9 protein-coding genes are annotated in these 15,673 nt (G+C 58.3%); 3 read left to right on the top strand and 6 right to left on the bottom strand.

What is annotated here, in order from left to right; genetic code table 11:
- Positions 1-88: 88 nt before the first annotated feature.
- Positions 89-904, bottom strand: a complete 816-nt coding sequence (locus AC07Y2_RS20255; protein WP_103386696.1) for a carbon-nitrogen hydrolase family protein — start codon at positions 902-904, stop codon at positions 89-91.
- A 125-nt stretch (positions 905-1,029) separates the two neighbouring features.
- Between AC07Y2_RS20255 and AC07Y2_RS20250 the strand changes: the two genes are divergently transcribed.
- Together AC07Y2_RS20250 and AC07Y2_RS20245 are read left to right on the top strand one after the other, a co-directional pair.
- Positions 1,030-1,830 carry a helix-turn-helix transcriptional regulator gene (locus AC07Y2_RS20250; RefSeq protein ID WP_011335770.1) on the top strand — a complete coding sequence of 267 codons (801 nt, stop codon included), beginning with the start codon at positions 1,030-1,032 and terminating at the stop codon, positions 1,828-1,830.
- 36 nt (positions 1,831-1,866) lie between these two features.
- Complete coding sequence (locus AC07Y2_RS20245) at positions 1,867-3,486, top strand: FMN-binding glutamate synthase family protein (RefSeq protein WP_039765795.1); 1,620 nt, start codon at positions 1,867-1,869, stop codon at positions 3,484-3,486.
- A 38-nt stretch (positions 3,487-3,524) separates the two neighbouring features.
- Here the strand turns inward: AC07Y2_RS20245 and AC07Y2_RS20240 are convergent, their stop codons facing one another.
- The 5 genes from AC07Y2_RS20240 to AC07Y2_RS20220 form a co-directional block, all read right to left on the bottom strand.
- Positions 3,525-5,042 (bottom strand): glucosyltransferase domain-containing protein, encoded by a 1,518-nt coding sequence (locus AC07Y2_RS20240; protein WP_052266524.1) that lies wholly within the window; start codon positions 5,040-5,042, stop codon positions 3,525-3,527.
- Positions 5,039-5,413, bottom strand: a complete 375-nt coding sequence (locus tag AC07Y2_RS20235; protein ID WP_039765793.1) for a GtrA family protein — start codon at positions 5,411-5,413, stop codon at positions 5,039-5,041. The genes AC07Y2_RS20240 and AC07Y2_RS20235 overlap by 4 nt, the downstream gene beginning before the upstream one ends.
- Before the next feature lie 108 nt (positions 5,414-5,521).
- Entirely contained in the window at positions 5,522-7,027 is a 1,506-nt protein-coding gene (locus tag AC07Y2_RS20230) for a glucosyltransferase domain-containing protein (RefSeq protein WP_103386697.1), read from the bottom strand.
- Between the two features lie 172 nt (positions 7,028-7,199).
- Positions 7,200-8,621, bottom strand: a complete 1,422-nt coding sequence (locus tag AC07Y2_RS20225) for an amino acid permease (protein WP_103386698.1) — start codon at positions 8,619-8,621, stop codon at positions 7,200-7,202.
- A gap of 301 nt (positions 8,622-8,922) precedes the next feature.
- A complete protein-coding gene (locus AC07Y2_RS20220; RefSeq protein ID WP_103386699.1) occupies positions 8,923-12,102 on the bottom strand; it encodes a dermonecrotic toxin domain-containing protein in 3,180 nt (1,059 codons plus the stop codon).
- 314 nt (positions 12,103-12,416) lie between these two features.
- Here AC07Y2_RS20220 and AC07Y2_RS20215 point away from each other — a divergent pair, with 314 nt between their 5' ends.
- Positions 12,417-15,560 carry a transglycosylase domain-containing protein gene (locus AC07Y2_RS20215; RefSeq protein WP_085667923.1) on the top strand — a complete coding sequence of 1,048 codons (3,144 nt, stop codon included), beginning with the start codon at positions 12,417-12,419 and terminating at the stop codon, positions 15,558-15,560.
- Positions 15,561-15,673 lie beyond the last annotated feature (113 nt).

The following is a 15,673-nucleotide window of genomic DNA, read 5'->3' as shown; positions in this document are numbered from 1 at the left end:
CAATGGACGCTCCGCGTCCGCTCTTGGGACGCAGAGCGTCCCGGGCTGCATTCCCACGCAGAGCGTGGGAACGATCGGGTACAACGGGTCAAGGGATCAGCAGCTCACGTACTCCCGAGGCGTGTTCAACCACCTCCCCCGGCAACCTCAACCGCTGATCATCCAGATACCGATAATCCTTGCGCGCCAGCTCCAGCTGGCCGAAATCCAGCTCGACACTGAACCGCCCTTCTTCACGCCCGGCCTCGAACAGCACCGTACCCAGCGGATCCACCAGCGCACTGCCGCCGGCAAACATCAACCCGTCATCCCCCGCTTCCACGCGGTTGACCATCAGCGCAAACGCCTGATTTTCCTGGGCCCGGGCCATGATCGCGGTGCGGTGGGTCGGGCCGTACGGGTCCATGTTGCCGTTGGTCACGATCAGCAACTCCGCACCCAATTGCGCCAGGGCCCGGGCCGATTCCGGAAACTCGATGTCGTAGCAGATCAGCAGACCGACCCGCACGACGTTCCACAGGCAGGTGGCGTAACGGTCACCGGCCTCAAACACACCGCGATCCGAAGCCCAGAGATGGGTCTTGCGATATTTCAGGGCGATGCCTTCGGGGGTAATCAGCAGCGTGGTGTTGTAGAAGTGGCCGTTGTCGTTCTCGGCCATGCCGATCACCACGGCAAGGTTGCGTTCGCGGGCGGCGGCCTGCACGGCGCTGACGGTCGGGCCGTCCAGCGGCTCGGCGATCTGCGCCACGGTGTCGGCGGTCGGGAAGCCCATCAGGTGGGTCTCGGGGAATACGATCAATTGCGTGTCGGCGGCGCAGGCCGCAATCGCCGCGAGGGCGCGTTCGAGGTTGTACGCCGTGTCTTTGTCACGGCCCGCCAGTTGGGCGAGTTCGACTTTCATGGGCAGTCCTTGTTATGAGCGCCGGGTGCCGAAAGATTGCCCGGCGGCTGTCTGTGGGCCAGTATGCTTCGCATTCGACCGGCCAGGGAATTACGCGGCCGGGGTAACCCGATAGGGGTAGAGGCATGACTCTTTCGTTTGACGACATCACCTGGCACCGCGCCGTCGGGCAGTTGATCGACGCCCTCGACAAGCCGAATTTCTGGGCGCAACTGGTGCGCCTGCTCGACCAGTACGTGCCGTTCGATAGCTGGGTGGCGCTGCTGTTCAGCGCCGACCGCCACCCGCAGGTGTTCGCCGAATGCCCCGGCGCAGACGGCAGTCCTGACCAGTTGTTTCAGGACTACCTGCGCGGTCTGTACCTGCTCGACCCGTTCTACATCGCCTGCCGCGAACAATCGCGCACCGGGCTGTATCGCCTGTCGGAGGTCGCGCCGGAGCACTTCGAACTGACCGAGTATTACCAGCGATACTTTCGTCTGAATGTGGTGGCCGACGAAATCCAGTTCAATTGCCAGCTCGAGGGCGACCGCACGCTGTGCCTGTCGCTGGGCAGCCAGCAACGCTTCACCGGCGAGCAGATTGCCCTGTTGTCACTGATCCAGCCGTGGGTGCTCGGCCTGTTGCGCCAGCGCCTGCCTTATGAAATCAACGAAACCGTGGCATTGGCCCCGGCGCCTGCGCAACCGGACTGGCGGGTGCAGCTCGAAGCGTCGGTGCAGCAGCTCAAGGGCGCGCAACTGACCGCCCGGGAACTGGATGTCGGGCGCCTGATGCTCAGCGGTTGCTCCAGTAAAGAAATCGCCCGTAAGCTGGAAATCTCTGTTGAAACCGTGAAAGTCCATAAGAAACACATGTACAGCAAGCTGGGGATCAAATCCCAGTCGGAGCTGTTTTCGATCTTTCTACAGGCGCAGAACGCCTGACTGCCGCAAAAAAACCATCCGAACCAAGGAAACCGTATGAGCCTGTCACTCCTGAGCCGCTACGCCTTCTTTGCCGTCTGCGTGATGTTCACCCTCGCCAGCCTGCCCTTTCTCGAACATGACTGGCTGTGGCCGATCACCGCCGTCACCGGGGTGCTGAGCCTGATCGGTCTGTTCGACCTGCTGCAGAGCCCGCACGCGGTGCGCCGCAACTATCCGATCCTGGGCAATATCCGTTATCTGGTCGAAGGCATCCGCCCGGAAATCCGCCAGTACCTGCTGGAATCCGACAGCGACGCCCTGCCCTTCTCCCGCGCCCAGCGTTCGCTGGTGTATTCGCGGGCCAAGAATGAAACCGCCGACAAACCGTTCGGTACCCTGATCGACGTCTATCAGTCCGGCTTCGAATTCATCGGCCACTCAATGCGCCCGGCGCCGCTGAGCGACCCGAGCAGTTTCCGCGTCACCGTCGGCGGCCCGCAATGCACCCAGCCGTACTCGGCGTCGGTGTTCAACATCTCGGCCATGAGTTTTGGCTCCCTCAGTGCCAACGCGATCCGCGCGCTGAACCAGGGTGCGAAACTCGGCAACTTCGCCCACGACACCGGCGAAGGCAGCATCAGCCCCTATCACCGCGAACATGGCGGCGACCTGACCTGGGAACTGGGCAGCGGCTATTTCGGCTGCCGCACCAGCGACGGCCGCTTCGACCCGGAACGCTTCGCCGCCCAGGCGCAGACCCCGCAAGTGCGGATGATCGAAATCAAGATGAGCCAGGGCGCCAAACCCGGCCACGGCGGGATTCTGCCCAAGCACAAAGTGACCCAGGAAATCGCCGACACCCGCGGCATCCTGATGGGCGAAGACTGCATCTCGCCATCGCGCCACAGCGCCTTCTCCACGCCGATCGAGATGATGCATTTCATCCAGCAACTGCGTGAACTGTCCGGCGGCAAACCGGTGGGCTTCAAGTTCTGCCTCGGCCATCCGTGGGAATTCATGGGCATCGCCAAGGCCATGCTGGAAACCGGCATCCTGCCGGACTTCATCGTGGTCGACGGCAAGGAAGGCGGAACCGGCGCCGCGCCGGTGGAGTTCACCGACCACATCGGCGTGCCGATGCGCGAAGGTCTGCTGTTCGTGCACAACACGCTTGTGGGCTTGAATCTGCGGGACAAGATCAAGCTCGGCGCCAGCGGCAAGATCGTCAGCGCTTTCGATATCGCCAGCGTGCTGGCCATCGGTGCCGACTGGGCCAACTCGGCGCGCGGCTTCATGTTCGCCATCGGCTGCATCCAGTCGCAAAGCTGCCACACCAACAAATGCCCGACCGGCGTCGCCACCCAGGACACCCTGCGCCAGCGCGCGCTGGTGGTGCCGGACAAGGCCCAGCGGGTCTACAACTTCCACCGCAATACGCTCAAGGCCCTGGCAGAAATGCTCGCTGCCGCCGGCCTCGACCATCCGTCGCAACTGTCGGCCAAGCATTTGGTGCGGCGCATGTCGGCCACTGAAATCAAACTGTTCTCGCAGCTGCATGTGTTCCTGAAACCGGGGGAATTGCTCACCGGAGAGGTGAACGGCGAGTTCTATTCGCGGATGTGGCAGATGGCGCGGGCGGACAGTTTTGAGCCGCAGGATGGAATGGCTGCGTAGCCGAATCTATGTACCTTCCTTCAAGGTAAAACGCTGGATCAGAGGTGATCGGAATCTTTCACCTCATTCCAGCGTTTCATAAACACATAACCGGTTTTGTCCAATATGTAGATGTCGTAATAGCGATTACTTAGAACTTGCTGACACGTCCCACACCCCACTGTATCGCGTTCGTCTTTTACACCGCCAAAAACATTTGTCAGTCCAGCCCTGAGCATATTTTCTGGCAGCAAGATAAAATCCAGACCAAGTATGTAAGGAAGCACAGGTGAAGCATCAATTGTTTTTTTTGCACCAGGAATCCACAAATAACGGGTATCGGCGATTAAATTGATCCGCTCCAGAGCTCGAAGATTTGCATGAGAAACAACGTCATAGTTTAGGTTCTGAACGACAACTTGTTCGAATTGTTTTTTCGCCACCATGACCCGACCATAGGAAAAAGAGAAGCTAAGCATAAAAGCAATCGGAATGACCAACAGGTATGTCAGGTATCGGTTTACTTGCATCAATCCTTGTCGGTTCAAAAACATCAAAAAAACCAACATAGAAGAAAACCCCATCAGATTCCGCGCACCAAAGTTTGGATAGCGCACGAGAAGTCCGATGCCATAAATCGCAGACACAGCCCCGAGCAATGTCATCAGGTACAACACCAACGTGTTCGACTTGGCCCAGCCGCCCTCCTGTCGAGCGACACAACGATACCCCGTGAGCACAAAACACAAAGCTGCAACAAAGATGAGCAACGAAAAAAACCAAACATTGCCAATATTGAATAGAAGAAACATGTGCTGATTGAAAGTATCAATTCGCATGAGCAACTCTCTCACAGTGGAATTATCAATCTCGACAAATCCCTGACGGCTACCGCTTATCAACTGATACGAACTCAAGCAGTAAACAAGCAATCCCCCTGCCAATTGTCCGGTTCTCAGCAAGAGTTCCTTCCGCACTTCAGACGCTGTACCAGAGATCATGCAGCGGTAGACATCGATACACGCCAGACCGATAAAAACGTTCAGACACACCTGATAAAAAGAAAGCGCCAGAGCAATCAATATCGCGGAGAGTACTACCCGCCCCACAGCCGATGCCGGATTAGAAGTGATTGCATAAATCACTGCAACCAGGCCCAACGTCATGCTCGGCCCGTCATATTGATATGAAAGGTTCTGTAAATAAAACGGACTGAACCACAGGGGTAAAACCACTAGGCACTCAACAAACCCCGGAGTAGAAAAATAGTGAGTGACCAGTCGCCTCAGTCCAAAAGACATGGCAACGGTGGCAATGAGTAACGGTAATGGAAAAATATTCAACGATGAGGAAAATGTCAGAACGGAATACAGCAACTCCACCAACGGTCGGCCGTCTTCAGTCCAGCCCTTGATTCCGAGCATCGATCGCCCTTGGTCATCGATGTACAAGTAGTCGGCGAACAAAATGGGAAAAACATGCAGCAAGGTTGCTATCTGAAAAAAGAAATAGATTTCCTGTGCGCTCCAGGGCCTGCTCAGAAAGTGTTCGTTCGCATTAGCAGAAGCGCTTTTCATGACTGCCGCCCCCGAAACAGCACAAACCGGAAAAAGCAGTACCCCAGCAACAGATCCAGCAGTGAAAACACCGACACCGTCACCAGCCCCGGCAGACTCCGTGCATCGGCGATCACGCCTGTGCCGTAACTCAACGCCCCCATCACGCTGATAAATATCAGGTACGCCAGCACCGACGTTCCGGTCTCGAACGTGTAGAGCGCGTTCATGTAAAACGCGAAGGATGCGGCGATGCAAAACGCAGCGAAGTTGCTGGCCGCCTGATCGAGCTGAACCGCGCTGGTCAGTACGAAAAAAACCTGCCAGTGGACCAGCGTTGCGGCGAGGCCGATTGCCGTTTGTGCGGGAAATCCTTTCCACAAGATCCTCATCGTGAATCCTTACTATCACTGCAACAGGCGGAGCTTTCACGCTAGGGCAAGGTACGGGTGCGGTCTACTGTCAGAAATTACAGGTAGGCGCTGGTTTCTGACCAACGGTCACCATTGCAATAACCGCCCGTGGGGCGGCTCTTTCATAACGATGAAGCCGTAGTCGCCGATCAGGTAGAGGCGGTAATAGAGGCTTTCCACCAAGGGTGGATAGCCCATCAGGCCGACATGGGTCGCGTTGCGCCGTTCGCGTTCGGCGACCACGTTGGTGATGCCCGCCGAGGGCAGGTTTTCGGCGAGCATGAAGTAGTCGATGTTCAGCAAGTAACGCAGCACCGGCAGTTGTTTGAACGTCCCCTGCGTCCCCGCGAGCCAGCGGTCGGAGTACGTCACCGAGATATAAATCCGTTTGGCTTCGCGCAATTCGCGATGGGACGAGATGTCGTGGCTCAGGCTGTAGAGCGCACTGCTGGCGAAGGTTTTTTCCATCGTCAGCACCCGGCCATAAGCGAAGGACAGCGACAGCGTGGCCAGAAGCGGAATCGCCAGCATCAAAGGCAACCGTTGGTGCAGCGGCATCAAACCCAGCCAGGCCAGATAGAACAGCAACATCAACAGCACGCCGAACCCCATCAGGGTGCGTGCACCTTCGTTGAAATCGCGAAACAGCAGCGTCATGCCCGGCACCAGCAGCGCAATCAGCGGCAATGCCAGCAGGCAGCTGGAGCCCAGGAGCAAAGCCCTGGCGCGCGACAGGTTGCGCTCGCGAATCTGCCGCCCCAACTGCACGGCGCCGAACACAGCACACAGCACCAGCACAATAAAAATTGCCGTGTAGCCGCCGTGAAACAGCAGCGCAACCTTCTCCATCACCCGACCGATATTGATGCCGATCTGCAGCAACGGATCGGCGCTCGCATTCAGCAATTGCGTGCGTCCGGCGTCAGTGAATGGATAGGCCGTGACGCTGTAGATCAACACCGCCAGCAGCAGTTGCGCCAGCCGCCAGCCCGACCGGTGCCAGAGTTCATTCCATGGCACTCGCCGGTGAACATTCCTGAGCAATTCCAGGCAGCACAACCCAAGAAACACATTCAGGCTGATCTGATACAACCCGATCGCCAGCGCCAGCAGCACCGACGGCACCAGCCAACGCTGAATGCGTGAAGCGCCATAAAAAGTGATCGCATAAATCACCGTGACCTGGCTCAGGGCCATGCCGGCCCCGTCGTATTGATAGGACAGGTTCTGCAACAGGAACGGGTTGTACCAGAGCGGCAACACCACCAGACAACAGGCCAGGGTCGGTTCGGGAAAATAGTGGAAGGTCAGCCGGGTCAACGCGAACGACATGGCGACCGTGGCGAGCAACAGCGGCAATGGGAAAATATTCGGCGCAGCGCCGGTGACGCTCAGCGCCTGATACAGCCAGTCCATGAACAACCGCCCCTGCCCCGCCCAGGCGTTGCCGGCAGCGAGGGTGCGCCAGTTGTCGTCGATGTAGGGGAAGTCGGCGAGGATCAGCGGCAGGATGTACAGCAGCGTGGCGAGCAGGAAGAACAGCACGACCTGACGGCGGCCGAGTTCTCGTACGAGAAAATCGCTGATCCTCATACCTGCGCCTCTGTTCACGGCTGCGCTGGAAACAACGTAGCTAAACCTTCGAACATGACTCTGAATCAGAAGTCGTTTTTTGCGGCGTTTTCAGACCAGCGGCCTCAAGCTTGCCCCCAACGAAAAAGCCCCGGACTTTCGACCGGGGCTTTCAGGGTTCCATAACAACGAATTACGAAGCCGAACGCACCGCGCCCTGGGACGCATCGCTTGGTTGCAGCTTGAACACGTAGAACAACACGGTCAGCAGCACCAGGAACGCCGGGCCCACATAAAGTGCCACGCGGGTATCCGGGAAGTACGCCATCAGGCCGACCACCAGTACCAGGAAGGCCAGTGCCAGATACGAGCTGACCGGATACAGCCACATTCTGTATTTGAGGCCGGCCCGTTCGCTGGCGCTCAGACCTTTGCGGAATTTCAGCTGGGCCAGCAGGATCATCACCCAGGTCCAGATCGCGCCGAAGGTGGCAATCGAAGTCACCCAGACGAAGACTTTTTCCGGCACCAGATAGTTGAGCAGCACGCCCAACAGCAGCGCGAAGATCGACAGCAGCAACGCGCGACGCGGTACGCCGTTGCTCGAGGTGCGAGCGAAACCGGCCGGCGCCTGGCCGTTCTGCGCCAGGCTGTAGAGCATGCGCCCGGTGCTGAAGATGCCGCCGTTGCACGACGACAGCGCCGCAGTGATCACCACGAAGTTGATGATGCCGGCGGCGGTCTTGATGCCCAGACGTTCAAAGGTCATCACGAACGGACTGCCCTGGGTGCCGATTTCATTCCACGGGTAGATCGACAGGATCACGAACAGCGCGCCGACGTAGAACAGCAGGATCCGCCAGAACACCGAGCCGATCGCATTCGGGATGGTCTTCTGCGGGTTCTTCGCTTCACCGGCGGTCAGGCCGATCATCTCCACACCGAGGTAGGCGAACATCACCATCTGCAGCGACATCAACACGCCCGTCACGCCGTTGGGCATGAAGCCGCCGTGGGCCCACAGGTTGGAAATCCCCAGCGCCACGCCGTCGTTGCCGAAACCGAAAGCGATGATGCCGATGCCGCCGAGCACCATGGCGATGATGGTGACGATCTTGATCAGGGCGAACCAGAACTCGAATTCACCGAAGGCCTTCACCGCGATCAGGTTGATCGAGCCCATGCTGACCAGCGCCGCCAGCGCCCAGATCCAGCGCGGGACATCGGGGAACCAGATGCCCATGTACACCGCCACCGCGGTGATTTCGGCGACGCAGGTTACCAGCCACAGGAACCAGTAGTTCCAGCCGGTCAGAAAGCCCGCCAGCGGGCCGAGGTAATCCTGTGCATAGCGGCTGAAGGAGCCGGCCACCGGATTGTGCACGGCCATTTCGCCGAGGGCGCGCATGATCACCAGGATCGCCAGACCGCCAATGATGTACGAGAGCATGATCGCCGGGCCGGCCATTTCGATGGCCTTGGCCGAACCGAGAAACAGACCGACACCGATGCAGGCGCCGAGCGCCATCAGGCGAATATGCCGTTCACCGAGTTCGCGTTTGAGCGGGCCGCCTTGAGCGGTTTCGCCATGGGGCGGGTGATTGCCGACTGGCATGGGGGACTTCCTCGTCTTGTTATTGGATGTGACCACCGAGTGTTCAAGCGTCGGCCGATAAGCCTGCGCCTGGGGTAGAACCGGCCCTGCTTCGTGGGCAGAACCGTCCCGCAGAAGCAACCTGCGGGATCAGCGGGGCGTGCAGTATAAAAAGCTTGCGACAGGTTTTTTCACTCTATAAGGCATCTGATTCAGACGTAAACCTCGTCAAATACGAGGTTTACGAGACAAACCATCCTGCATTTCGAGGATTATTCACCGCGCAAATGGCCGGCGAGTATTGCACAGCAATGGTGCAACGTCACAGGCCGGCCGGTGCGACAGACCTTTCGATGGTCGTCACTGGCCGGGTATTGATCTTCAAGACTTTCGTCCGGCCAAAGACTCGTACCAGCGTATCGGGACGGGAAAACCAGCCCGGTTGCTCCTTCGAATAGTGGGCAATGGCGGTCGCCCCTTGATTGGATTGATAGTGCAGTTTCCAGACGCGAGCCGTTCGGTCGTACTTCATGAAGGCGAAGCCCGTCAGTATCGAGTCGGGATTGCCGTTCTGGTCCAGACGGAGTCCGTAGTCCGGAAGCTCCATGGCGGCACTCAGCCCCCATCCATGCTCTTGCGGGGCCAGATCGACGTATTGGGCAGCTTCATGGCTGGCCTCGACATGCCGGACCCGAAGCAGGTTTTCATCCATCTGTTCCACCACCAGGGAGCAACCGCTGAAACCGGGTGTGAAAACATGATCCGGTTGCCCCCATCCAGGGTGAATGGGGACATCGACGTAGCCTCCCTGCGGCGACCAATACGCAGAAATCGCATTCGTACCCTCAGGGCGTTCGCCCGCCTCAAGGTCGATGACTTTGAGTGCATTGAACTCCCCTTCGACGGCACCGGAATACTTCATGCGCTGCATGGTAAACAGGAAGCTGCCCCCTCCCTCTCGCATGTCGAGCTGCGACGCGATTCCCGGCGACAATTTCCCCGTGGGGCCTTCCATCAAGTCGGTTGCAACAGGCAGTCGACCCAACTCGGACATCTCGAGTGCCTGGTGAATGCTGGTCGGTTCGATGGAAAACGGAAGCTCATGCATGGGCCCCCAATCACTTGGCAAATACCTCGTGTCGGACAGGGAAACCACTAGGATTTTCGGCTCCCATAGACCGTTGGGCAGTTGCTTGCGCTCGAAAGCAGCTATTTTAGCCAGTAAGTTGTCAGGCCTGGCCCCCCCTCTCAACGACAGAGGTTGCCATTGATCGGGCGCGACCTCGCGCAGGCGCAGCTCTGTCGCACGATTACTCTGCGGATCAACAATGTTGACGTCCATGATCTCGGCGTTGAGATTGAACGAATCACGGATCCGATACACCGAGACGACGCCGGCATCGTCGATGTTGCGGATGTAGCACCATTGCCCGTCGACACTGCGATAAACACCTTTGGCCGGTTGAAGTCCAAGAATCAGCGACTCCTCGACCGCGTATCGGGCATTGACTCGGTTATCGATGCCCGACACCGCCGGGGGATGTGCGGGAGCGACGTCAAGCGAAGCCCCTTCGCCCGTTAGAACGTGCCCGTCAACGGGCGCAACGGGGGGGAGTTCGGGCGACAGTGCCGGTACGGGGCGGTGCGGGCCGTGATTCCAGCCGTTTGCACTTTCGGAAAGCAAAGGCTGATAAGCGTTGGGGTTGCGAGGATGGACGATGCGCCAAGCGTTGGTTACTGGATCGAAACGTTTTTCATAAACGTGTCCTTCGACGCGTACATACAGTTTGTTCGCGACGAGAAACTGCTCGCGAGCATTGGGCTCGACATCGGCCAGCGACACTTTGCTCCGGTAAGCCGCCAGGTCTGGTTTCCAGAGCCGTTTCTGTCCATTTTCCAGTTCGATCGGCAAAAACTCCGTGCGGCCTCCCGATGCAAGTTTCCCGATCAACGCGGCCCCGGCCCCCATGATCGCCAGATTCACCAGAACCCCGTGGATGAGCTGCCAACCGTTTTCCCGGTCGCCGAGGCTCAAATCCTCAATTCCCTCCAAAACATCATCCATGAGCTGAATCGCCGTGACGCCGAGCATCAGAACCCCGACTGCGGGCACCACGAAAGACACCAGGTTCAACGCCATCAAACCAATGTCCAGGAGTTGTGAAAGCCAGGCACGGCGCCCGCGAGCATCAGCGTCAGCGGTAGGCACAGCGGCACTGCGTGCATCAGCCAATAATCGATGCCTGAAGCGTCTGAAAGATACCTGCCAGATGTCGAGGCTCGTATCCCAGCGATCGCCTGAAGGGCTCACTATCAGCTCCTGCAGGAGAAAGTCCGGCTCCTTTTTTTGACGACGGATTTTCGGACCGTTCGCAGTGACGAGTTCGGTAAAGCTGGAAAAAAACTTCGGCCGGTCTTTATGTTTTACGAAGCGGCTAAAAAACACCTGATAGTCGGTCGGTGCTTGCGGGTCGGCCTCTTCATCCTGAGGCTTGCGCACAAACTGGCTGACAAGTTGAGACTTGAGTGCCGTTAGCTTCGGATAAAGTTTCAGCGGATGATCGGGATCATCAGGAATCCAGACGATCAAGTCGTTTGGCCAGAATCCATCAACAGTTGGCAGCAATTTATCGAGAACGCTATCGTCTTCCGGATCGGCAATCTCGAAAATCGCGCAACCTTCCAATGGCATATTCATGAAGCTAATGCCGCGATACCAGAGAGACTTGCCGTCAACCTTCACATCTTTTTTGCCGTCAGCTACTTCAAGCAGGGCCCGATGATGTCTGGCCTCAATATCGCCCTTGAGCACAGCAACATGACTTGACGCTTTCAACGAAGCGCTCTGATAAGCAGTGAAGGCATCACTCAGCGTTTTAAGACCCGTCGCATCATCCAGCTTCAGTGCTTGCCGGATATGGGCCTGATAAAGCTGGCCGACATCCAGCTCTCGACACAATTCGATGAAACGAAGTGCACTGATCCGCATATCGGTCGGTTGATAGGCTTCCCAACCGATACGGGAAAATGACCTGAAGTCCGTTTCTTCTTCATCGAAGTTGTGAAGGGCTGCTTGCAAAAACGTGTAACGTTCAGTCGGAGGATGCGAAGAGGGGATCGAAGAAGGAGAGAATGCCAGCCAAAAGTTCTGCAGCTCAATATCAAATCCCGTCTCGTCCTTCAGCTTCGCCCTGAGCAGTGGCTCGGCGAACGCCTCCGGGGACTTGACCTGGTCCATCAGGGCACTGAATGCAGTGTGCGCGGCCACGCTTTCCTCTATGGCCCTGCGTGCCTCCGCCCGTTGTTGAGGCGAAGCGCTTTTCAGCCAATCAGGTGTCGACGGTGTAATCTTTTTCAACATCTCAAGATTGGACTTCGACATATTAACAAGCGCGGGTGGAATTGCTGCCAGGACCACTTCCGAATACTCATCGGTTAAACTTTCAACATTATTAATTACTGCAGGCGCGAAGCGTGCAAAAGACCGGAAGTACGTACCCACGATGAAACTCCAACTTAAGAAATGAGCATTTAATAAACAACACCCAACTTGAATTTGACACTTGAAAAACACATCAATTAATTGCAAAACCAGACAACTTTTTTCCAGATTGGCGAGCGTCAGTCAGAAACTTTTTGCTCACCTTGTTATGTTTCCCGATACAGACGCGACGATACCTGTGCGCCTCGGATCCTCACCGCCCCGTCGCTCGATCCCGTCTCCGCTCGATGACCTTCACAATTTTTTCACCGACGCCAACCAGCGACTAAGCTTCAGTCAAGTCCGATCAATCTGCGTGAATGGATCAATCGACTATGGGCGCTTTGTGGCAAACCGATTCGAGTGAAAAAGTGGTTCCGACTGAACGTGTGGATGAAGCGCCTTTACCTGAAAAACCCCGCCGCAACCGGCACGGGTGGAAGGCTTTCTGGCTTCTGGTGGTGATCATCGCGATTGTCGTGGGCCTGGCCGCGATGAAGGAAATGCGCACCTCGCGTTTCCAGTCCCGCGAGGTCAGCCAGTACGCCGCCAAACTCAAATACGAATTGCAGCCGGGGCCCAGCGAAGCGATCCGCTATCCGGGCAACGGGCCGTTCGACCTGCGTCTGGGGTACAGCTCGCTGGACGAGTTCCTGCCACGGCTGATCAAGCGCAACTACGTGATCACCGAGCAGACGCGCTTCTCTCCGGCCCTGCTCAACTACACCGACAAGGGCCTGTTCGTGCCCTATTCCGAGAAGATCCAGGCCGGCCTGTCGATCACCGATTGCCGCGCCGCGCCGCTCTATCAGTACAACTATCCGCAACAGCTGTACGCGAGTTTCGAGTCGATTCCACCGGTGGTGGTCAACAGCCTGCTGTTCATCGAAAACCGTTTTCTGCTCGATCCAAAACAACCGTTGGCCAACCCGGCGGTGGACTGGCCGCGCTTCGGCATGGCCGCGTGGTCGCAAGTCGCCAAGTTGCTGCACTTGCCGGGGCAGTCGGCCGGTGGCAGTACCCTGGCCACCCAGCTTGAGAAATACCGCCACTCGCCCGATGGTCTGACGGTGTCCGGTGCAGAGAAGATCCGCCAGATGATTTCCGCCAGCGTGCGCGCCTATCAGGGCGGCCCGGACACCTTGCCGGCACGGCAGAACATCATTCGTGACTACCTCAACAGCGTGCCGCTGTCGGCCGTGCCGGGGCATGGCGAAGTGCACGGCATGGCCGAGGGCCTGCGGGTCTGGTACGGCGCCGATTTCAACGAGGCCAACCGCAAACTCTCCAGCTCGGCGACCGATCCGCAGTCCATGGCGGACAAGGGCCTGGCTCTGCGCGAAATGCTCTCGCTGATGATCGCCCAGCGCCGCCCTTCGCATTACCTGACCAAGGGCCGCGAAGAATTGGTCGAACTGACCAACAGCCACCTGCGCCTGCTCAGACAGAACGGCGTGATCGACGCCGCCCTGGCCGATGCGGCGCTGGCCAGCACCATCAGCTATCGCGACTGGCAGACCCAACCGACGATCCAGCCAATCGAAACCAACAAAGGCATCAGTGTCGCCCGCAGTCGATTGGCGTCGATGCTCAACCGTCCGCTGTATGACCTCGACCGCCTCGACCTGTCCGCCACCAGCACCCTGCAAGGCGAACTGCAAACCCAGGCCACCGCCTATCTGAAACGACTGGCTGACCCGGCCTATGCGACCGAAGTCGGCCTGATGGGCGAACGCCTGCTGACGCCCACCAGCACCACTCAGGTGCGCTACAGCTTCACCCTGTTCGAGCTGACGCCGGACGGCTCGCGCGTGCGGGTGCAGACCGACAGCACCGACCAACCGTTCGATATCAACGAGGGCAGCAAGCTGGAACTGGGCTCCACCGCCAAGATGCGGGTGCTGACCACCTACCTGCAAATCATCGCCGAGCTGCATGACAAGTACGGCGCCATGACCTTGCAGGAACTGAAAAAAGTCGACGTGCCGGAACAGGATCGCCTGAGCCGGTGGGTGGTCGATTACCTGATCCAGAACAAGGATCGCGACCTGTCGAAATTGCTCGGCGCAGCCCTTGATCGCAAATACTCAGCCAGTCCCGGCGAAGCTTTTTTTACCGGTGGCGGGCTGCACACGTTCCATAACTTTCGCAAGGAAGACAACGGCCGCCTGCCGACCCTGCGCGATGCCCTGCGTGAGTCGATCAACCTGCCGTTCATTCGTCTGATGCGTGACCTGGTGCGTTACACCACCTACTCCGGCCCCAACAACAGCGCCGAGCTGCTCAAGGACGACCGCGACCCGCGACGTCAGGAATACCTCGCCTCGTTCGCCGACCGCGAAGGCACTTCGTTCCTGCTCAAGTTCTGGAAGAAGTACCGCAACAAGGACACCCAGGCCCGGCTCGACACCTTCCTCGACAGCATGCGCCCGACCCCGATCCGCATGGCTGCCGTGCACCGTTACCTGCTGCCCAACGCCAGCCAGGAGGATTTCAACAGCTTCGTGCGTTCGCATTTGAAAGGCGCCAAGCTCACCGAAAAACTCACCGACGAACGCCTGGAACGGCTCTACCTGGCCTACGGCCCCGGCACCTATGACCTGCCGGATCAGGGCTTCATCGCCAAGGTTCACCCGCTGGACCTGTGGATGATCGGCTACCTGCTCAACCACCCCGACGCGACCTTCAAGGACATCGTCAAGGCCAGCCAGTTCGAGCGTCAGGAAGTCTACAGCTGGCTGTTCAAGAGCAGGCACAAGGGTGCCCGTGACAGCCGGATCCGCACCATGCTGGAGATCGAGGCGTTCCTCGAGATCCATCAGCGCTGGCAGAAAGTCGGCTATCCGTTCGATCACCTGGTGCCGTCGCTGGCCACCGCCATCGGCAGCTCCGGCGACCGCCCCGCTGCGCTGGCCGAGCTGATCGGCACCATCCTCAACGACGGTGTGCGCATGCCGACCCTGCGCATCGACAGCCTGCACTTTGCCGCCGGCACGCCTTACGAAACCAAACTGGTCAATGACCCTCATGTGGGCAAACGGGTGATGCCGTCCGAAGTCGCCACGGCGATGCGTGAAGCGCTGTCGCAAGTGGTGGACTCGGGAACCGCCAAACGTGTTTCCGGCAGTTTCAAACTGAACGATGGAACACCGCTGGTCATGGGTGGCAAGACCGGTACCGGCGACAACCGGATCGAGGCGATTGGCTCCGGCGGGCGGATTCTCAGCTCGAAGTCGATCAACCGCACCGCGACCTTCGTGTTCTACATCGGCGACCACCATTTCGGCACGCTCACCGCGTTCGTTCCGGGACGCTCGGCCGAGAATTTCAAATTCACCTCGGCCCTGCCGGTGCAGGTGCTCAAGGGCATGGCGCCGATCCTGATGCCTTACCTGCAACCGGGCAGCGACTCGCAATGTCTGCCGCCCGAGGCATCGAGAGTGGCTTCCCTGAATGCGCGCGCCTCTGTGCCGGATTGAAAACGCCCGGGTGTTATTTATATGTTTTAAACATTCCAATATTCAATCGGACCCGCTATTAAAACCGCACTTGTACAACCAGCTTTTAAACTAATCATTCCCATCCCCGAACG

It is taken from the genome of Pseudomonas sp. GW456-12-1-14-TSB6, from assembly GCF_059424205.1.
This window is presented reverse-complemented; position numbering and strand designations above follow the sequence as displayed.

Bases quoted from the DNA above. Each gene is read 5' to 3' on its own strand.
- AC07Y2_RS20255 (WP_103386696.1), bottom strand. From the start codon at position 904: ATGAAAGTCGAACTCGCCCAACTGGCGGGCCGTGACAAAGACACGGCG.
- AC07Y2_RS20250 (WP_011335770.1), top strand. From the start codon at position 1,030: ATGACTCTTTCGTTTGACGACATCACCTGGCACCGCGCCGTCGGGCAG.
- AC07Y2_RS20245 (WP_039765795.1), top strand. From the start codon at position 1,867: ATGAGCCTGTCACTCCTGAGCCGCTACGCCTTCTTTGCCGTCTGCGTG.
- AC07Y2_RS20240 (WP_052266524.1), bottom strand. From the start codon at position 5,042: ATGAAAAGCGCTTCTGCTAATGCGAACGAACACTTTCTGAGCAGGCCC.
- AC07Y2_RS20235 (WP_039765793.1), bottom strand. From the start codon at position 5,413: ATGAGGATCTTGTGGAAAGGATTTCCCGCACAAACGGCAATCGGCCTC.
- AC07Y2_RS20230 (WP_103386697.1), bottom strand. From the start codon at position 7,027: ATGAGGATCAGCGATTTTCTCGTACGAGAACTCGGCCGCCGTCAGGTC.
- AC07Y2_RS20225 (WP_103386698.1), bottom strand. From the start codon at position 8,621: ATGCCAGTCGGCAATCACCCGCCCCATGGCGAAACCGCTCAAGGCGGC.
- AC07Y2_RS20215 (WP_085667923.1), top strand. From the start codon at position 12,417: ATGGGCGCTTTGTGGCAAACCGATTCGAGTGAAAAAGTGGTTCCGACT.